Here is a 19,376-nt window from a genome sequence, read left to right on the forward strand (position 1 = left end):
CCCGGAAGCACTCCCGCCCAAAGGGTAGGCGGAACAGGGGACATCGCGCTAAAAATGCCCGTTAATTCACGGATTTGTCTTGGCTCAGCCGGTTCCATTCAGAGGTCAAATAGGCTGCTTTCCGGTCGTCGCAAGGTGATTGACTAGCTCCTATACCCAAGTCTGGCATGCGCGAATCGCATGATGGGCGGAGTAAAAAAAGTGAATTTGTGTTCATCGCGCTAGCCTGTGCGGTACCTTTCCACTGCGGCCAGCGATTCACCTGGATCGACGTGACAAACGGCGGCCAGGCAGGGACCAATTCATTCCGCTTGGTCAGCCCCAACCGCCGCCCGGGCGCGGTGCACACACGCCGAACGTGAGGCGTTGATTACAAGCGTGTAATGAAAATCAGAAATTTTGCATGTGGCTCTGCGTGGCGCGCAACATCACGCAATTCTCGCGGGGAATTCATTGCGTCAAGTTGCCGCGCCCAGAGGAAGGTGATGTCGCAGAATCCGGCAATATCGCTGGCTCTGGCCCAAGAACAAGAGAAGGAAGGTAACGTCATGACGAAGTTACTCGGGGTTATCGCAATTGCCGCTGTCGCGTTCGCCGTCGCGCCGGCCCAAGCCGCCAAGCACGCCGCCGGCGGCTGCAGCTCGGCCAATCTGGAGAAGACCGAGACCGCGATCGAGAACATGGCCGATGGTGACGGCAAGTTCGTCGCGCAAAAGGAGATCGCAGCCGCGCAGGACTCGCTGCTCAACGGCAAAATGGGGGCGTGCGGCGCGCATCTGAACAAGGCGATGCACGCCACCATGGGCAAATAGGGGTAAAAACGCACAGAGAGGGCCGGTCGCCAGGCGATTGGCCTTCCGCGTTTTGACGAGGGGCTGCTAAGGGGCGCGCGCGAGCTGGGTGGCGAAATACGCGATGGTCTTCGAGTAGACCTCGCTTTTGTTCCACTGCTGCAGCACCGCGAAGTTTGGACTGCCCGGCTGCCAATCCTTACCCTTCTGCCAGCCATAACCGGCAAGATAGTTCGCGGTGGAGGCGAGCACGTCAGGGGCGTTGTGCAGGAGATCGCGCTTGCCATTGCCGTCGAAATCGACGGCGTATTTCATCCATGACGACGGCATGAACTGGGTCTGTCCGAGCTCGCCGGCCCAGGCGCCCTTCATGTCGGCCGGTGCGAGGTCGCCGCGCTGGACGATGCGGAGCGCATCCAACAGTTCGGCGCGAAATTGCTCGGAGCGCCGACAGTCATAGGCCAGCGTCGCCAGCGAGCGGATGGTCGCGAACTTACCGGTATTGACGCCGAAATCGGTCTCGAGACCCCAGATCGCGACCAGCACCTCGCCAGGCACGCCGTAGGTCTGCTCGATGCGCGACAGCACCGAGCCGTATTGCTTCATCATGTTGGAGCCGCGCGTCAGGCGCGGCGGCACCATGCGGCCGGAAAACTCCTCGAAGCTCTGGGTGAAGACCTTCTGCGAGCGGTCGCGGTTGAGCACGCTTTGATCGAGCGTTACACCGGCGAGCCCGGCGGAAATGGCCTGTTGCGAGACGCCTTTGGCCGCGGCGTCGGTTTTGAAATCTGCAAGCCACGCGTCGAAATTGCCTGAACCGCAGGCAACAGCGGCAAGCGCTGGCTGAGCGGATAAGATGGACGCGGTGATGGCTAAGGCTGCGAGGGCGAGACGAGAAATCGTCGGGGTCATTCGAGCAAATAAATTCCGTGAAGTGATCTGAACGGCGGGCGCAATCTCGGTGGAAACCGCGGCCAAAGCAAGGCGCATGGCGGTGCGCGATCCTGCCCGCACCGGGGCAGGATCGCACGTCACGATATCGTCAGGCGTCGGTCCGATTGCGCCAGGGGAAGAGGTTGGCGGGGAAATCGGCAGCCGGCTTGCGTGGACGATGCGGTGGAGGCGGCACCGGGCGCGCGCCCGGATCGGCCGCGATCACCTTGCGGTAGAGATGCCAGGTGGCATGGCCGAGCACGGGGACCACCACGGCAAGGCCGAGGAAGGCGGGAATCGTGCCCAGCGCCAGCAGGACGGCCACGATCAGGCCCCAGGCCGCCATCGGCACCGGGTTCTTCGCGACGACGCGCAGCGACGTCACCATTGCCTCGAACGCGCCGGCATGGCGGTCGAGCATCAGCGGGAACGACACGGCGCTGATGCAGAGCGCGGCAAGCGCGAACAGGAAGCCGGTGCCGCAGCCGACCACGATCAGCCACCAGCCTTGCCGGCTCGTGAGAACGCGCGTCAGAAAATCCGAGATCCCGGACGCGCCTTCATAGCCGAAAGCGGCGACGTAGATCGCCTGCGCGGTCGCAACCCAGGTCACAAACAGGGCCAGCAGCAGCGCGCCGAGGCCGAGCATAGCGCCGAAGGAGGGCGAACGCAGCACCTCCATGGCATCCCAGGCGCTGGCTTCTTCATAGCGCTCGCGCCGGCTGGAGAGCTCGTAGAGACCGAGAGCGGCGAACGGGCCGATCAGCGCGAAGCCCGCGGCCAGCGGAAACAACAACGGCAGCACTGAATAGCCCATCACCACGCGGGCGAGCACAAGGCCCAGCACAGGATAGATCACGCAGAGGATGATGGCGTGGCTCGGCACCGCCTTGAAATCTTCCCAGCCGCGCTTGAGCGCATCGTTCAGATCGGAGAGTTGGATGGTTCGGATCACCGGTCCAGCCGCTTCGGCGGTCTGGGCCATGGTGGGGACATTGCCCTGGTAGAGTGTGGCCATGGTCGCTAGCTCCCTTGCCATGCGGCCGCATCTGGCGCCAGCAAACGGCGCGAGCGGCCGCTGTTCTGAGTTTCGCGATCTCAACCAGACGCGATTCTGGATGGCATCGCGAACTGAACGTGAAGCGTACGCCCATTTGCGAGTCCTGTCCCTCACGCTTGGGTGAGATTCGATGCCGCAGCGCAACCTCGACGATGTCATTCGGTCGTCATTTCGCCGCAGATAAGCTGATGCTGCGTGTTGGCTCGCGGAACTTCGCGGGCGCAATGACGCAACTTGGTCTATAAGGGCCACTCAAGGCCCTTCCACGGGTCCTTTTCGGGGAGCAGACATGAGCATTTTCGGGAAAATTATGGGCGCGATCTTCGGTAGCCATCCAGCTTCCGCGGCGCCCGCAGGCAGCGCACCATCGGGCAGCGCGCCCGCGGGGGCAGCGCCGAGCGGATCGGCGCCAGCGGTGGACGTTGCCTCGATCGTCGATGCGGCCGTCGCCGCGCACAAGGGCGAAAAGCTGGAATGGCGTACCTCGATCGTCGACCTCATGAAGGCGCTCGACATCGATTCCAGCCTCGCTGCGCGTAAGGACCTCGCCAAGGAGCTCGGCTACAGCGGCGACACCAACGATTCCGCGAGCATGAACGTCTGGCTGCACAAGCAGGTGATGTCGAAGCTCGCCGCGAACGGCGGCAAGCTGCCGCCGGAGATCAAGCACTGACCGAGATCGCCGGTCGTAACCCAAGGGCCCGCGATCGCGCGGGCCCTTTTGCATTCAGGCGACGAGATCCGCATCTTCCGGATGCCTGTCGAGATAGTCGACGACAAAGCCGCAACCGGCGATCACCTTCCTGCCGTCGCGGCGGATCAATTCCAGCGCGCCCTTGACCAGCTCGGAGCCGATGCCGCGGCCGCGCAGCGCTCGCGGCGTCTCGGTGTGGGTGATGATCACCGCCGACGGCGTCAGCCGGTAATTGGCGAAGGCGATTTCACTGCCGACATCGAGCTCGAAGCGGCTTCTGTCCTTGTTGTCCCGTACCGATGGCGCCATGCAAAATCCTCCCGACATGCTGCTTGCCTCTGATTTAGGCGCCTGAACCGGCCCTTGCCAAGGTGCGACCAAGAGAGGTTGCAGGGGAGATATCCGGAAAATGCGTGTCCCGCTCAGCCTCATCGCGCTGCTCGCCGCGCTGATCTCGCCGGCGCCGGTTGCGGCGGCAGGCGGTCCGGCCTGGGAGGCTTGCGTCGGATTGACCAGCACGCCGGACGAGCGGATCACGGGTTGCTCGACCGTGATCGAAACGAACAGCGAAAGCGGACGTCGGCTCGCCGGCGCTTATTGCAATCGCGGTCATGGCCTCACCGAGAAGCGCGAGCTCGAGGCGGCGTTGTCCGATCTCGACGAGGCGGTCAGGCTCGACCCCGGTTATGCCTGCGCCCACAACAATCGCGGCCGTGTCTACAGTTCCAAGCGCGACTATGATCGCGCCATCGCCGATTACGACCAGGCCATCAAGCTCGATCCGTCGCTGGCGCTGGCCTACGGCAATCGCGGCGAGTCGCGTTTCAACAAGGGCGATCTCGACGGTGCGTTCGCCGACTTTGATGCCGCGATCAAGCGCGATCCCAAATACGCCATGGCCTACGCCAATCGTGCGTTGGTTCATTACCGCAGGCACGACATGGCGCACGCCATCGCCGACTACACGACGCGGATCAAGCTCGCGCCCGATGTGCTCGCCTATATCGACCGGGGCAACGTCTATCGCGACAGCGAGCAGCTCGATCGCGCCGCCGCCGATTATGGTTCGGCGATCCGTGTTGCGCCGACCGACGCGCGGGGCTGGCGCAATCGCGGTATGATCCGGCTCTATCAGGGCGACAGCAAGGGCGGCGTTTCCGATTACGACAAGGCGCTGCAATACGATCCCTCCGACGTGTTCTCGTGGAACAACCGCGGACAGGCTAAGCTGCGGCTCGGCGACAAACAGGGCGCGATTGCCGATTTCAGAAAGGCGCTGGAATTGAAACCGGGCCTGCAGACCGCACAGGAGTCATTGCGCAAGCTCGGGGCGTTGTAGCTCTCGGTCGCTTCTCGCGACGACGGGGTCGGAGTTCCTCCGGGTCCTGATAGTCCGGATGCTTCAATCGGTCGCTTTGGCGAGCCTGGAATCCTCGGGCCGCGGCTGCGGGCGCAGGCATCCCTGACAGATGACGAGGGAACGGTTGACCCTGGCGTCCTGTTCAGCCTCGATGCCGTCCTGCGCCTGCCACCATTCCTTTGAATAGGGCTGAAGCCCGGCTTGCGATCTGTTGCGCTCGGATCGGGCGGTCCGTGCTGGTTCCGAGGCAGCGCGCGGGTGATTGGGATTCTCGCCGGCGCCGTCCCAGGCATAGCGCGTAGACTTGAAGGCGGGATCGGAGGCGAAGTGCGCTTGTGGGCCCACGGCACACCCGGCAAGCGCCAGCGATAGCAGGAGGAGGGCGGGCGCTTTGACCATGATGCGGCACTCTTTACGCGAGAACTGACGAAGGTTGCGCCGATCATGTTTAAAATTTCCTGAACGGTTGGATGGGCTGCGCTGCGCCCGGCAGCCTTGCAGGGGTACTGGCGATGGCGATAAATGGGCTGCAATGAGCGGGCGGTTCGTGTGCCGTCCGCCGCCGAAGAGGAAACCCGATGCAGCCCCTGCGCATGTCCCGCCGCGTCATGAATCTCGCTCACATGCTCACCCAGAATGCGCGGCGGCATGGGGCGCGTCCCGGTTTCGTCTGGGGTGACAGATCCTGGACCTGGCGCGAGATCGACGCGCAGGTCTCGGCGCTGGCGGCAGCCCTCGCGGCGCGCGGCATCGCGAAGGGCGACCGCATCCTCGTCCATTCCAAGAACGGCGACGAGATGTTCTTCTCGATGTTCGCCGCGTTTCGGCTCGGCGCCGTCTGGGTACCGACCAATTTCCGCCTGATGCCGGACGAGGTCGCCTATCTCGCGCAGGCTTCCGGCGCGAAGGCGTTTCTGTGCCACGTCGATTTTCCCGAGCACGCCGCGGCGGTGAAGGATGGAGAGCTGGAATTCACCTGGAGCATTGACGGTCGGGCGCCATTTGCCGAGACGTCGATTGCGGATGCCGTCGCTTTGCGCGCAGGCACGGTGGTCGAGAACGTCGCGGTCGAGCACGACGATCCCTGCTGGTTCTTCTTCACATCGGGAACCACCGGCCGCTCCAAGGCTGCGGTGCTCACCCACGGTCAGATGGGTTTTGTCGTCACCAACCATCTCGCCGATCTCACCCCCGGCGTCACCGAAGCGGATGCCTCGCTGGTGGTGGCGCCGCTGTCGCATGGCGCCGGCGTGCATCAGCTGGTGCAGACCGCGCGCGGCGTGTGCACCGTGCTGTTGCCGACGGAGAAATTCGACATCGACGAGGCGTTCCGCCTGATCGAGGCGCATCGGGTCAGCAATCTCTTCGTGGTGCCGACCATTCTGAAGATGATGGTCGAGCATCCCGCCGCCGACAAATACGATCATTCCTCGCTGCGCCAGGTAATCTATGCGGGTGCGCCGATGTATTCGCGAGGACCAGAAGGCTGCGCTGAAGAAGCTCGGCAAGGTCATCGTGCAGTATTTCGGCCTCGGCGAGGTGACCGGCAACATCACGGTGCTGCCGGCGGCGCTGCATGACCCCGAGGACGGGCCGCACGCGAAGATCGGCACCTGTGGCTTCGAGCGTACCGGCATGCAGGTCTCGATCCAGGACGACGAGGGCCGCGAACTCGGCGCCAACCAGAGCGGCGAGATCTGCGTAATCGGCCCCGCGGTGCTTGCCGGCTACTACGACAATCCCGAGGCCAATGCGAAGGCGTTCCGCAACGGCTGGTTCCGCACCGGCGATCTCGGCCACATGGACGAGGAGGGATTCGTCTACATCACCGGACGAGCCTCCGACATGTACATCTCCGGCGGCTCCAACATCTATCCGCGCGAAATCGAGGAGAAGATGTTGACTCATCCTTGCGTCGGCGAGGTCGCGGTGCTCGGCGTGCCCGATGCGACCTGGGGCGAGGTCGGCGTTGCCGTCTGCGTCGCCCGCGAAGGCGCGAAGCCGGTGAGCGAAGCGGAGATGGCGGCATTCCTGTCGCCCAAAGTGCCGCGCTACAAGATGCCGAAGCGGTTCTTCTTCTGGGAAGCCTTGCCGAAATCCGGCTATGGCAAAATTCCCAAACGGATGGTTCGCGACGAGCTCGAGGCGCGCGGGCTGCTCGATCTCGATAAGACACGAGTGGGCTGAGCGAAGGTCATGCGCAGCATCAAGCAGCCCGGCGCGCCGGTCGCCGAACGCATCCAATGGGTGGAGGCGAGGGGACGCGCTTTCTCCTTCACGCTTCAAGCAGGACTGCCGCTGCTGGAGGCGGCGCGCCGCGGTTTTGCCGCGGAGGGATTTGCCGGCGGTGTGCTCAACTTCGGGCACGGCACGCTCGGGCCGTTCGGCTACGTCATGCCGGCGCTGTCGAAGACCAGCGAGAACGCCGCGTTCTACAGCGACACATTCCGGCCGAGTGGCGTGACGCGCACCAGGCTCGGCAGCATGACGCTGGGCATGCGCGACGGCGCGCCGTTCTTTCATTGCCATGGGCTGTGGACGGAGGCCGATGGCCGCGCCAGTGGCGGCCACATGCTGCCGGACGAGACCGATGTCGCCGAGCCGTTCGAGGTCGAGGCCTTCGGTATCGATGGTGCGATGTTCAGCGCCGAGCTCGATCCCGAGACCAATTTCAAGCTGTTCGGGCCAGTGACGGCTGCGCGCAGCGGCGCGCGCACGACCAGCCGCGCTTTCGCGCTGCGGCTGCGCCCCAATCAGGATTTTGCCGGCTGTCTCGAAGACTTCTGTCGCGCGCAGGGCATCGCGCGCGGGAAGATTCATGGCGGTGTTGGTTCGACCATCGGCGCCCGATTTACTCATGGCGGTGTGACCGAGCCCTTCGCGACCGAGCTTGCAGTAACCGCCGGCACGATTGCGGCCGGCCCCTCCGGCGCCCTCGAAGCCGCACTCGACGTCGCCCTGATCGACTACACCGGCGGCATGGCGGAGGGACGTCTGATCCGTGGCGACAATCCCGTGCTGATGACCATGGAGCTGGTGCTCGAGGTGTTGGGCTAGCCCCGAAGAGCGATCATCAGTGGGTGCGTAGCTTGGCAATGGCCAAGTATGTGGAGTCACTGATCCCCGAACCGGATCCCTGAAACAGGTTGAGCAGGGGGGATTGACCCTGGCCGGTGCTCTGGCTGTTTCTGATGTCATACATGGCGGAGAAACGGTTCAGCAGCTTTGTAACCTTCGCGGGATCGGACAGGTCCTTGATCTTCATGAATCTGTCCACGAACTTGGCCTGCTGATCGATCGGCATCGCCGCCATCGAGTCAGGCAGATCGAAGGTGGTCCTGAACACCTCCGAAAGCGCCTTGTCGGCAAGGATGTCGTACGCGGACGTGATGCCCCCCGCCTTCCGCTGGAAATAGATCGCCAGGCGCACGCCGGGATTCGCATCCCCTTGCTGCTGCTCCAGGCTTTGCTCGACATAATTCGTCTGTGTTTCCCGAAACTGATCCCGCTTCTGCGGACCCATCATCGGAAGGCGCGCGACGTTGCCCTTGCTGTCGAAATTGAACGACGCGACGATTTCGGCAAAGCGAGGATCGTTCTCGGTGTTCGCGAAGCTCTTTGGATTGTTCAGGTCGGAGCTGAAGATCTTCTTGAGAAATTCCGTGCTGACCTTCCTGGGGTCCAAGCCCTTTGCCAGGAGGATGAAATCAACCATCGGCCTGTTTGCGAGAAGATCGGAAACACTGTCGATCCCGGTGATGGCTTGCTGATATTCCGACGCATCCTTCGTGGCCTGTGCCCGAACTGCCGCCTGCTGCTGGGGAGTTGCCGTGCTTGCGCTCTTCACCGCTGCAACGACATAGTCCTTCGCGATCTGGAGGACTTCAGCCGAGCCCTGAGCCACCAAGGGGGTCGTCAGATTGCCCTTTGCGTCGAAGTTGAAGGCGCGTGCCAGCTCCAGATATCGATTGTCCTTGAGGGTATAGACGTAGCTGTTGGGGTCGTTGAGATCGCTTTCGAGCACGGCCGTCACAGTCGCCGGCGAGACGTTTGCGGGATCGAGGCCGACGGCTCCCAGCGCAAAATCATACACGCCTGGTGTCGATACGAACGCCTGGACTGAATTGATCTTGAGGATGGCTGTTCTGAATTGCCTGATCGCAAAAGCTTCGTTCAACGGGCTCGCCGCCGAATAGACATCGGACTTGCTGTCGTCGAACCTCTGTTTCGTGATCGTGACGTTTGCAGCACTCTGCGCGGATACGCCTGACGGAAGCGACCCGTCGGAGGAAAACTCGAACGCGCCGGCGAGGTCCACAAACCCGCCGATCGTCCCTATCTGGTCGCTGAGGCTGGAAATGCTGTTCGCATATGACTCCAGATGATACTTTTCGACCAGGATCTGGACGTTCAACTGGGTCACGTTCGCGCCCGGTTGCGAGAGTTGGGCGGTGTAGTCGGCGATCCTTGAATTGGCTGCGGTGACATCCGATCGGGCCTGAGCAAGGTCGGCGTTGAGGCCACTCAGCTGAGAGGCGAAAGTGGTGTTGACGTAGCTGTTGGGATCGGATGGATCGCTGCGCAAGACCTGACTTATCGTGTCACGCGACCACTTGCCTTGATCGATTCCGTACGCCGAATAGACATAGTTGCGAAGACGGTCGTTGTTCAGGAGCTGGTCTGCACTGCTGATGTTGCCGATTTCGGCGCTGTAGTAATTCGAGTCGCCGGTAAGTGCATCGACCTGGCTCTTCCTGGTCGCCGTGTACAGACCGATCATCTCATCGGTCTGGTTCTCCGATTGCGCAACCGGCGTGGCGCTGCCATTGAAGGAAAATGCCGCGGCGAACTCGCGGTAACGCTTGTCGACCAGCTTGTTGACAAAGCTGTTTGCGTCGGAGAGGTCGCTCTCCAGCACCTTTTTCATGAAGGCCTTGGCGTAGGCCATGTCTTCCAGGCCATATGCCTTCGTTGCATAGTGATAAAGGCGATAGTCTTTCATGAAGTCGTCGACGGACTTCACCTTGCCGATGTGGGCTTTGTAATAGGCGGCCTCTCGCGCCACGTCCTGTTGCTGTTCGACCCGCGCCAGGGACTGCTTGAGATTGCGCGCGATGTAGCTGTAACTGAAATACGTTGATACCATCGCGCACTCCTCGCGGCTCTTACAGTCCCGGACGTCCGTCAATCATTGCGGGGTCGCGAGGTGGGGGCTGGCCTCATGCCAGGAAACTGTCTCAGAGCCAGGTTCTCCAAGGCGATTTCGGACCGCAATTCCAGATTCCAGTTTGCCCTCGTCACGCATGTCGGGGTTTGTTGCTGCATGTTTCTCAGATGCAGCTTTCGCGAGGGTTTCGTTCCTGATATGTTCCTGTCAAAGATGGTCGGATTGGATCGGAAACCGGACATGAGCCGAAGACGCAGCCGAACGATCAATCTGCCGGCGCCTTACCTGAAACCCGTCTGGCTCGACCCGTCGCAGGTTCGCGACCGCGAGGCTTATCCCTTTTGCCGGCCCATCTTTCCGGATGATTTCGATCTTAGCTTCAACGCCGCCATCACGATCATCCTCGGAGAGAATGGCACAGGGAAGTCGACGATCCTCGAAGGGATTGCCGCGCTCGCCGGCTACGACGACGCCGGTGGCGGGAAGGGTTACATGCCCGTCGATCACTCGGAAGCGCGGGAGAAGATGGGTGGCCAACTCTCCAGGGCGCTGCGCGCAAGCTGGCTGCCGAAAACCACGAATGGCTGGTTTTTTCGCGCCGAGAGTTTTTTCTCGGTGGCGCGATATCTCGACAAGGCCGCACGTGATGTCGGCCAGGTCGGTCCCAATTTCCTGTCGCATTCCCATGGCGAAGGCTTCCTGCGCTTCTTCGAGGAGCGTTGCCAGCGCCAAGGCATTTTCATCTTCGATGAGCCTGAATCGGCGTTGTCGCCGGCGCGCCAGATCGATTTCTGAAGCTGCTGCGACGCATGGAGGATTCCCGCATCTGCCAGGTCATCATGGCGACCCATTCGCCGATGCTGATGGCCTATCCCAACGCACAACTGCTTCGGCTCGGGAAATACGGCCTGGAGCCGACGACGGTGGAGCAGACCGATCATTACCGGGTGATGCGGGAGTTCTGTGACGACCCGCGCGGGTTCGTAGAGGCGACGCTCGCGGAGTGATTGAGCGGCCTGATCGGCACTCACTGTCTCGGGCCTCATTGCGAGGAGCCCTTGCGACGAAGCAATCCAGAGTCTCTCCGCGGAGGTACCCTGGATTGCTTCGCTGTGCTCGCAATGACGGAGCGAGAAGCATTCGTTGTTCTCCACCAACTCGCATCTGAATTGTAGACACATCTTCGCCTCCTCGCGGCATATCGGGCCCGAGCTTTGCCAGTACGGTGGCCCCCAAAAATGCCGAGGGCGCAGGGAAGGCCGGGTGCCGGCTGGCACCCACGGTCCACTGTGCGAAGGTTGCGCTACAAGAGGCTGCACAGCGGCATACAGGTGAAGCCCAACACACGGCCTTCCCTGCGCAGTGGTTTTACGGCTTATGTCGCGCTCTCCCCGGGGAGCGATGCACTATTGCCCCCGTCGCCTTGCGGATGGCTGATGCGCGCGCCCGGTCGGGCCGCGACATCACCGCAACACTTGGCGCACAGACCCCGGGCGCCAGGACCACACGATTTTGCCGTACGCAGGCTGCGCCGGTCGTGTGCGCGACGCCTTCGCTCACGGTTTCCCGCCCTGCAAAGCCCTTCGCGCCGACGCCGCCTGCGTCCACCACGTCCCATCCCGCGTTCGTGACGATCGCGATCCGCCCCTCGGCCGGGTTGGGATGGTTGTCTATACGATAAACCGAAATACGGATAAAGAGAAATATTTTTGCGAGCCGTGATTGACCCTCTGCTTGGGTGTTTTGCCCGCCGGGCGGCAAGGGGTTGTGGGGCGCCCGGACGCCCGCCGCAACGCGGCCACGAACGGGTCTCCCCTCGGCCGCAAAATGCGCTACCATGATCCCAGCGCGCTTCAAGTCGCGCATGATCAATGAGACGCATGAGGAAACGAGATGAGGGTGACGATTGGACGGCGCACGGTCCTGGCCGCGGTGCTCACTGCCGCGGGCGCGGTGGCTTTGACATCGGCCTGGGCCCACGGGCCGACCCGGCAGAAGGTGCGCGAATCCATCGAGATCAACGCTGCCCCGGCCAAGGTGTGGGCCGCAATCGGCAATTTCCAGGACATGAGCTGGCTGCCGCCGGTCACCAAGACCGAGGGCGAGAAGGGCAACGAGATCGGCGCGACGCGGAAGCTGACGCTGACGGGAGGCGCGACCGTCGACGAGGAGCTCTACAAGTTCGACGCCGCCGCGATGAGCTATTCCTACCGGATCACCAATGTGGACGTGAAGGTGCTGCCGGTGACCAATTATTCCTCGACGCTGACGGTGACGCCGAGTGCCGACGGCAAGGGCTCGACGCTGGAATGGGCCGGCGCGTTCTACCGCGGCTTTCCCAACAACGACCCGCCGCCGGAGCTGAGTGACGAAGCCGCGGTCAAGGCGGTGAAGGGGCTGTATCAGGCCGGCCTCGAGGCACTGAAGAAGAAGATCGAGAGCGGAAGCTGACGGTGCGGGCGCTGGTCCTGGCGGCGCTCGCCGCCAGCCTTTGCCTTGCCGGCATTGCCCATGTGTCCGCCGAAGAGGCGTTCGTCACCAACCAGCTCAGCGACGATCTGATGGTCGTCGATCTCGCCACCGCGCGCAGCGTTGCCATCATCCCGATCGGCGGCAAGCCCGCCGGCGTCGCCGTCAGCGCGGACGGGCGCTTTGCCTATGTCACGAGCCCGGATGCCAAGGCCGTGACGGTGGTGGACGCGGCAACGCGGCAGCTTGTGGGGCGGATCGAGGTCGGCGGCGGACCGCTTGGCATTGCCGTCGCGCCGGACGGCCGCACCGTCTACGTCGCGGACTGGTACGCGGCGGCCGTGCGGGTGATCGACGCGGCGAGCCGCAGCGTCACAGCCAGCATCGCGGTCGGCGCCTCGCCGTCGGGGCTCGCAGTGACGCCGGATGGCAAGCTGCTGCTCTCAGCCGATCGCGACGATGATAGCGTCTCGGTGGTGGACACCGCGACGCGCCAGCGCAGGGCGACCATCAAGGTTGGAACGCGTCCGTTCGGCGTCACCGTCGATGCCGAGGGCAAACGCGCCTACACCGCCAATGTCGGCTCCAACGATGTCTCGGTGATCGACATCGCCGCTGGGGCCGAGACCGGCCGCGTGCCGGTCGGGATGCGCCCCTATGCGGTCGCGCTGGCGCGGGGCCGCGGCTTCGTCACCGACCAGTATGGCGGCACTGTCAGCGTGTTCGACCTGGCGACGCTGAAGCCGATCAAGCGGATCAATGTCGGCGACTACCCCGAAGGCATCGCCGCGACAGCGGACGGCAAACGCGTCATCGTCGCCTGCTGGGAGAGCAATACACTCAGCATCATCGACGCGGCCGAGATGAAAGTGATCGGCGAAGTCAAGACCGGCGACGGCCCGCGCGCGTTCGGGGCGTTCTTGCGCAGGACGGAGTAGGGGCGTGTAGCCCGCATGGAGCGAAGCGGAATGCGGGGACACTTTCCCGGATTGCGCGTTGCTCCATCCGGGCTACGACGCCGGGCGCACTGTGCGCGCAATCTCATCCATCTTGTCAAACATATGATCCGGCGCCAGCGCCCGCAGCGCCGCCGGCGCCGCATAACCCCAGGCCACCGCACCGCAGGCGATCCCCACGGCCCGCGCCGCCTCGATGTCGCGCACCTCGTCGCCGATCGCGATGACCTTGCCCGGTTCCACGCCGGCGCGCCGCATGACCCGTCGGAATTTCGACGGTTTGCCGAACAGCGAGGCCGCGCAGTCGAAATGCGCGAACAGCGCCGCGCAATCGCCGAGCTTCTCGCGCGCATTGGCTTCGCTGTCCGAGGTTACCAGCGCGAGCTGCACGCCGTTCTCCGCCAGCGTCCGCAGCATCGCCTCGACGCCCGCAAACAGCGAAATCTCCGCCGCAGCCTCGGCCTTCAGCCGCCGCGCATGCCGGGCGATCGCCGGCAGCTTCCACAAGGGCACCTCGAGCCGGCTGAGAATCTCGCGCGACGAAGCATGCCGCAGCCCCTCGACATCTTCATCCGCGACGCGGCGGAAGCCGAAGCGATCGGCGACGTCGTTGATGGTGCGCAGGAACCACGGAAAGCTGTCGGCCAGCGTGCCGTCGAGATCGAAGATGGCGAGGGAGTAGGGCATGGAGGCGAGGCTACACCGCTAGGCTTTCCACACGGTTTCCTCGGTCCATCCGAGTTGGTCAAATTCGGAAGCCCTGAGCGGTGCTTCTCCCTCGGCGAAGAATTCGTCGAGCTGAGGCGGCGCGATACTTGTTGCAGAGAGCATCGCGTGCGCCTGTCCGCGGTGATGGATCTGGTGCTGAAACAGATGCATGAGTAGCCGATCACGGCGTTCGGTCTGGACCCGCGTGTCGCGGTTGATCCGCACGAGACCGTCGAGAAGCTCGGTCGTCAGCGCATCGCAGACAGCAATCAAGCGCTTGTCGATCGCGGATTGCGCAGGCTTTAGCGCGGCAAGTGAAAGGTGGGGCACCTGGTTCTTCCAAGCCGCCGGTCCCAGCCATCCGCCCTCCAGCGCATCGACATAGAAGAGGTCAATGACATGGATGTGGTTGAGCGTGCGCTGCAAGCTTGGAAAGAAGCCGGTTCGTGCGGCTTCGAAGTCAGCCTGAGACAGCGCGGCGCAAGCAGTGAGCAGCCGATGGTTCGCCCAAGCATTATTGTGGGCGAACGCACGATAGGTTTGCACAAGTCCGGCAGGCAAACTCAGACTCCCTCAGACAATGTGTCGGCATGCTCCCGCTGCGTAATCTACTCCGCCGCCTCGCTCGCCGCGCGCCTCCGCTTCGGCTTCCGCGCCTTCGCCAGCACCGGGGCCAGAAACTTGCCCGTGTAGCTCCGCGGCGCTTTCGCGATCTCCTCCGGCGGTCCCCAGGCGACGATCTCACCGCCGCCGTCGCCGCCTTCGGGGCCGAGATCGATGACCCAGTCGGCGGTCTTGATGACTTCGAGATTGTGCTCGATGACGACGACCGTGTTGCCCTGCGCGACCAGCTCGTGCAGCACTTCCAGAAGCTTCTTGACGTCGTGAAAATGCAGGCCGGTGGTCGGCTCGTCCAGGATGTAGAGCGTGCGGCCGGTGGCGCGCTTGGACAGCTCCTTGGCCAGCTTGACGCGCTGGGCTTCGCCGCCGGACAGCGTCGTGGCCTGCTGGCCGACATGGATGTAGTCGAGGCCGACGCGATGCAGCGTCTGGAATGTCTCGCGCACGCGTGGGACCGCCTTGAAGAACTCGGCGGCTTCCTCGACGGTCATGTCGAGTACGTCGGCGATGCTCTTGCCCTTGAACAGGACTTCCAAGGTCTCGCGGTTGTAGCGCTTGCCCTTGCAGACGTCGCAGGTGACGTAGACGTCGGGCAGAAAGTGCATCTCGATCTTGATGACGCCGTCGCCCTGGCAGGCTTCGCAGCGGCCGCCCTTGACGTTGAAGGAGAAGCGGCCGGGCTCGTAGCCGCGCGCTTTCGACTCGGGGAGGCCGGCGAACCATTCGCGGATCGGCGTGAAGGCGCCGGTATAGGTCGCGGGGTTGGAACGTGGCGTGCGGCCGATCGGCGACTGGTCGATGTCGATGATCTTGTCGATGTGCTCGAGACCCTCGATGCGGTCGTGCGGCGCCGCGCCTTCGCTGGCATTGTTCAGCTTGCGCGCGATCGCCTTGTAGAGCGTGTCGATCAGCAGCGTCGACTTGCCGCCGCCGGAGACGCCGGTGACGGCCGTGAACAGGCCGAGCGGGATTTCGGCCGTGACGTTCTTGAGATTGTTGCCGCGCGCGTTGACCACCTTGATGGTGCGGCGATGGTTCGGCGGACGCCGCTCCGGCACCTCGACCTCGAGCTCGCCGGTGAGATATTTGCCGGTCAGCGAGTTGGGGTTGCGCATGATCTCGGCGGGCGTGCCTTCGGCGATGATGTTGCCGCCATGCATGCCGGCGCCGGGGCCGATGTCGAGCACGTGGTCGGCGAGCAGGATTGCGTCCTCGTCGTGCTCGACCACGATCACGGTGTTGCCGAGGTCACGAAGTCTCTTGAGGGTGTCGAGCAGGCGCGCATTGTCGCGCTGGTGCAGGCCGATCGAGGGCTCGTCGAGCACATAGAGCACGCCTGTCAGCCCCGAGCCGATCTGCGAGGCCAGGCGGATGCGCTGGCTCTCGCCGCCGGAGAGCGTGCCGGAGGAGCGGGAGAGCGTGAGATAGTTGAGGCCGACGTCGAGCAGGAAGGTGAGGCGCTCGCGGATCTCCTTGAGAATGCGGCCGGCGATCTCGTTCTGCTGGGTGTTCAGCGCCTCCGGCACGGTCTCGAACCACGCGCCGGCGCCCTTCACCGACATCTCGGAAATGTCGCCGATATGCTTGCCGCCGATCTTGACGCAGAGCGCCTCGGGCTTCAGCCGAAAGCCGTGGCACGCCTCGCAGGGCACGTCGTGGAAATACTTCGCCAGCTCCTCGCGCGCCCATTCGCTCTCGGTCTCGCGATAGCGGCGGTTAATGTTGGTGATGACGCCCTCGAACGGCTTCTTGGTGTCGTAGGAACGGACGCCGTCCTCGTAGGAGAACTTGATCTCGTCCTCGCCGGAACCATGGAGGATCGCGTTCTGCGTCTTCTTGGGCAGATCCTTCCACTTGGTGGTCAGCGTGAACTTGTAGTGCTTGCCGAGCGCAGTCAGCGTTTGAATGTAATAGGGCGACGACGACTTGGCCCAGGGCGCGATCGCGCCCTTGCCGATGGCGAGCTCCTTGTCGGGGATGACGAGGTCTTCGTCGACATGCTGCTCGACGCCGAGGCCGCCGCAGGCCGGGCAGGCGCCATAGGGATTGTTGAACGAGAACAGCCGGGGCTCGATTTCGGGGATGGTGAAGCCGGACACCGGACAGGCGAATTTTTCCGAGAACAGCATGCGCTCGGGTCCGCTCTTGTCGTGGATCTTTGCGGTCTTCTTTTTCTCCTCCGCGGGGGCTGCTGCAGCCGGCGCGTCCGCGAATTCGATGACGGCGAGGCCCTCGGCGAGCTTGAGCGCGGTCTCGAAGCTTTCGGCGAGGCGCTGGCCAATGTCGGCGCGCACCACGATGCGATCGACCACGACGTCGATGTCGTGCGGGAATTTCTTGTCGAGAACAGGCGCTTCCGCGAGCTCGTGGAAGGCGCCGTCGATCTTGACGCGCTGAAAGCCCTTCTTGAGCCATTCGGCGAGTTCTTTGCGGTACTCGCCCTTGCGGCCGCGCACGACGGGCGCGAGCAGATAGAGCCGCGAGCCCTCGGGCAGCGCCAGCACGCGATCGACCATCTGCGAGACGGTCTGGCTCTCGATCGGCAGGCCGGTGGCGGGCGAATAGGGCACGCCAACGCGTGCCCACAGCAGGCGCATGTAGTCGTAGATTTCGGTGACGGTGCCGACGGTGGAGCGCGGGTTCTTCGACGTCGTCTTCTGCTCGATCGAGATCGCCGGCGACAGGCCGTCGATCTGGTCGACGTCGGGCTTCTGCATCATCTCCAGGAACTGACGGGCATAGGCCGACAGAGATTCGACGTAGCGGCGCTGGCCCTCGGCGTAGATGGTGTCGAACGCGAGCGAGGATTTGCCGGAGCCCGACAGCCCCGTGAACACCACCAGCTTGTCGCGGGGAATCTCGACGTCGACGTTCTTGAGGTTGTGCTCGCGCGCGCCACGGATGGTAATTGCGCGCAGGTTTGATCCCACGTTCTGTTGTTGGCGCTTCGCCTTGATCACTTCGTCCATCCTGGTGGTCCTCAGGGAATCCAAAAGCGCGCGATCGCGCCAACGCATAGGCGCGCTTCGCCCGGAACCGGGATCGGCGCCGATGGGTATGTAAGCGAACGTAGGAAGAACGAGGACGGATTTCCAGTGGGACTTGCGAATCGTCAACCGATTGTTGGCGCGCTGGCGGCATCTGGCAGGAGCAGGGCCTTGCGGAACTGCGCAGGAGCGGCCGGTCAAACAAAAAGGCCGGCGCAAGGCCGGCCTTTCGTAACGCGGATGGCGTTGGAGCTAAGTACTGAACTCAGTACTTGGCGACCACCGGGCCCCCGAAGTGATAGTTCACGCCGACCTGCACGGTGTGGAAGTTGAGCGTGCCGGACGGCAGCGCAGCGCCGAGGCTCGAGAAGTAGTTCTCGCTGCCGAGGCTGCGATAGAGGTACTCGCCCTTGACCGACCACTGCGGAGCGAAGAACGCTTCGACGCCCGCACCGACGGTCCAGCCGGAGTGCCACTTGCTGTCCGAAGCGGTCACGCCGAGCGCGCTGATGCTCAGCTTGTTGTCGATCCAGGCGTAACCACCGGTGCCGTAGAACAGCACCTGGTTGACGGCGTAGCCGATACGGCCGCGCACAGTGCCCATCGCATCGGTCTTCGAGCTGAAGGTGGTGCTGACGACGCCAAATCCGGGGACGGCAACTGGACCAGTCACGGACGCGTTGACGTCAGCCCAGGCGCCATCGGCCTCGATGCCGAACACGACATTGCCGGTCTGCCAATTGTAGCCGGCGGTGCCGCCGACGAAGCCGCCCTGCATCCGCGGGCTGTTCGAATCTTCCCAGGCGCCGCCACCGACGACACCGAGGTAGAAGCCGGTCCAGTTATAAACCGAAGCCATGGCCACTGGGGCCTTGGTGTAGGGGCGCGCCGCCAGATCAGCGGCCGAAGCCGGGGCAGCGAGAGCGAACAAACAGGCCGAAGCCAACAAAACCTTTTTCATTTTCAACTAATCCCAGTCCCAGTTTCTGATTGTGCCTTCCACGATAGGGAAGGGCATCGGACTCACTTGCCCAACTGAGGCCGTACTTACATCATTGAAGCCGCAAGTTGTGTCACTGGAAAGCCACAGCAGCCTGAAAATGGTGCAGTTGCTGACCTATTGTTCCCGTAGGGGCAAGCCTTCCTTCCTTTCCGGGAACCCACAAGGTTACTTTTGGGGCGTGCCTTTTCACAGCACATTGGCGATCGATCCCACACATTCAGTGCTGTCTTCAGTGCTGTCGTTCGCCAAGAACAAATCTGGAACGAACTGGAGGTCGATGCTATATGTGGGGATAACCGGAGGGGTGACGGACGGATCGGCGGCCGCAAGCGTTCGGCGAGCGTATAGGGTCGCCTCGACGGGCACGGCGGAACGCGGGGAGCGGACCGGCCTTCTTGAATTCAGTGACATTCGGAGCGGAGAGCGGAGATGGCGGGAAGCGTCAACAAGGTCATTCTGGTTGGAAATCTCGGCAAGGATCCCGAAATCCGCCGCACCCAGGACGGGCGGCCGATCGCCAATCTGAGCGTCGCCCCCGCGGGGGCGGGGGGCGCCAAAGGGCCCCCCGGGCGCCAAGAAAAAAACCCCGGGGCCCCCGGCGGGGTGTTAAAATAAAGGGGGAGGAAA

Annotated in this window: 15 protein-coding genes and 3 pseudogenes; 9 read left to right on the plus strand and 9 right to left on the minus strand. The window is 63.3% G+C overall.

Annotation, left to right across the window (positions count from 1 at the left end; translation table 11 throughout):
• Positions 1–485: 485 nt before the first annotated feature.
• Positions 486–812 (plus strand): hypothetical protein, encoded by a 327-nt coding sequence (locus AC0L3P_RS03195; protein ID WP_473300956.1) that lies wholly within the window; start codon positions 486–488, stop codon positions 810–812.
• A 66-nt stretch (positions 813–878) separates the two neighbouring features.
• Here AC0L3P_RS03195 and AC0L3P_RS03200 read toward each other — a convergent pair whose 3' ends face one another.
• Together AC0L3P_RS03200 and AC0L3P_RS03205 are read right to left on the minus strand one after the other, a co-directional pair.
• Complete coding sequence (locus tag AC0L3P_RS03200) at positions 879–1,703, minus strand: lytic murein transglycosylase (RefSeq protein ID WP_354210078.1); 825 nt, start codon at positions 1,701–1,703, stop codon at positions 879–881.
• Between the two features lie 130 nt (positions 1,704–1,833).
• Positions 1,834–2,742, minus strand: coding sequence for a DUF2189 domain-containing protein (locus AC0L3P_RS03205; protein ID WP_275171187.1), 909 nt, complete (start codon positions 2,740–2,742; stop codon positions 1,834–1,836).
• A 331-nt stretch (positions 2,743–3,073) separates the two neighbouring features.
• On the opposite strand from AC0L3P_RS03205, the gene AC0L3P_RS03210 reads away from it, so the two are divergent.
• On the plus strand, positions 3,074–3,457 hold the full coding sequence (locus AC0L3P_RS03210) for a DUF3597 domain-containing protein (RefSeq protein ID WP_275171186.1): 384 nt from the start codon (positions 3,074–3,076) through the stop codon (positions 3,455–3,457).
• Positions 3,458–3,511: 54 nt separating this feature from the next.
• Here the strand turns inward: AC0L3P_RS03210 and AC0L3P_RS03215 are convergent, their stop codons facing one another.
• A complete protein-coding gene (locus AC0L3P_RS03215; RefSeq protein ID WP_018458006.1) occupies positions 3,512–3,787 on the minus strand; it encodes a GNAT family N-acetyltransferase in 276 nt (91 codons plus the stop codon).
• 100 nt (positions 3,788–3,887) lie between these two features.
• On the opposite strand from AC0L3P_RS03215, the gene AC0L3P_RS03220 reads away from it, so the two are divergent.
• Complete coding sequence (locus AC0L3P_RS03220; RefSeq protein ID WP_473300957.1) at positions 3,888–4,817, plus strand: tetratricopeptide repeat protein; 930 nt, start codon at positions 3,888–3,890, stop codon at positions 4,815–4,817.
• A gap of 63 nt (positions 4,818–4,880) precedes the next feature.
• On the opposite strand, the gene AC0L3P_RS03225 is transcribed toward AC0L3P_RS03220, so the two are convergent.
• Entirely contained in the window at positions 4,881–5,237 is a 357-nt protein-coding gene (locus AC0L3P_RS03225) for a hypothetical protein (protein WP_275171184.1), read from the minus strand.
• Positions 5,238–5,416: 179 nt separating this feature from the next.
• On the opposite strand from AC0L3P_RS03225, the pseudogene AC0L3P_RS03230 reads away from it, so the two are divergent.
• Together AC0L3P_RS03230 and AC0L3P_RS03235 are read left to right on the plus strand one after the other, a co-directional pair.
• Positions 5,417–7,025, plus strand: a pseudogene (locus tag AC0L3P_RS03230) (acyl-CoA synthetase).
• Between the two features lie 9 nt (positions 7,026–7,034).
• Positions 7,035–7,895, plus strand: a complete 861-nt coding sequence (locus AC0L3P_RS03235) for a PCC domain-containing protein (RefSeq protein WP_473300958.1) — start codon at positions 7,035–7,037, stop codon at positions 7,893–7,895.
• Positions 7,896–7,911: 16 nt separating this feature from the next.
• Here AC0L3P_RS03235 and AC0L3P_RS03240 read toward each other — a convergent pair whose 3' ends face one another.
• The gene (locus tag AC0L3P_RS03240) at positions 7,912–9,984 is read right to left on the minus strand and encodes a DUF1217 domain-containing protein (RefSeq protein WP_275171181.1); all 2,073 of its coding nucleotides are present in this window, start codon (positions 9,982–9,984) and stop codon (positions 7,912–7,914) included.
• Between the two features lie 261 nt (positions 9,985–10,245).
• Here AC0L3P_RS03240 and AC0L3P_RS03245 point away from each other — a divergent pair.
• From AC0L3P_RS03245 to AC0L3P_RS03255, 3 genes and pseudogenes are all read left to right on the plus strand, one after another.
• A pseudogene (locus AC0L3P_RS03245) lies at positions 10,246–11,012 on the plus strand (AAA family ATPase).
• 886 nt (positions 11,013–11,898) lie between these two features.
• On the plus strand, positions 11,899–12,456 hold the full coding sequence (locus tag AC0L3P_RS03250; RefSeq protein WP_354210071.1) for an SRPBCC family protein: 558 nt from the start codon (positions 11,899–11,901) through the stop codon (positions 12,454–12,456).
• 2 nt (positions 12,457–12,458) lie between these two features.
• The gene (locus tag AC0L3P_RS03255) at positions 12,459–13,412 is read left to right on the plus strand and encodes a YVTN family beta-propeller repeat protein (protein WP_275171179.1); all 954 of its coding nucleotides are present in this window, start codon (positions 12,459–12,461) and stop codon (positions 13,410–13,412) included.
• Between the two features lie 72 nt (positions 13,413–13,484).
• Here AC0L3P_RS03255 and AC0L3P_RS03260 read toward each other — a convergent pair whose 3' ends face one another.
• From AC0L3P_RS03260 to AC0L3P_RS03275, 4 genes are all read right to left on the minus strand, one after another.
• Entirely contained in the window at positions 13,485–14,117 is a 633-nt protein-coding gene (locus AC0L3P_RS03260; RefSeq protein WP_473300959.1) for an HAD-IA family hydrolase, read from the minus strand.
• 18 nt (positions 14,118–14,135) lie between these two features.
• Positions 14,136–14,699, minus strand: coding sequence for a DinB family protein (locus AC0L3P_RS03265; RefSeq protein WP_473300960.1), 564 nt, complete (start codon positions 14,697–14,699; stop codon positions 14,136–14,138).
• 47 nt (positions 14,700–14,746) lie between these two features.
• Positions 14,747–17,728: an excinuclease ABC subunit UvrA gene (gene uvrA / locus AC0L3P_RS03270; RefSeq protein ID WP_473300961.1), complete on the minus strand. Its 2,982-nt coding sequence runs from the start codon at positions 17,726–17,728 to the stop codon at positions 14,747–14,749.
• Positions 17,729–18,011: 283 nt separating this feature from the next.
• A complete protein-coding gene (locus tag AC0L3P_RS03275; protein WP_354210066.1) occupies positions 18,012–18,707 on the minus strand; it encodes an outer membrane protein in 696 nt (231 codons plus the stop codon).
• A 471-nt stretch (positions 18,708–19,178) separates the two neighbouring features.
• Between AC0L3P_RS03275 and AC0L3P_RS03280 the strand changes: the two are divergent.
• Positions 19,179–19,297: pseudogene (locus AC0L3P_RS03280) on the plus strand (single-stranded DNA-binding protein); the annotation flags it as partial.
• Positions 19,298–19,376 lie beyond the last annotated feature (79 nt).

The organism is Bradyrhizobium sp. WSM4874 (genome assembly GCF_055811835.1).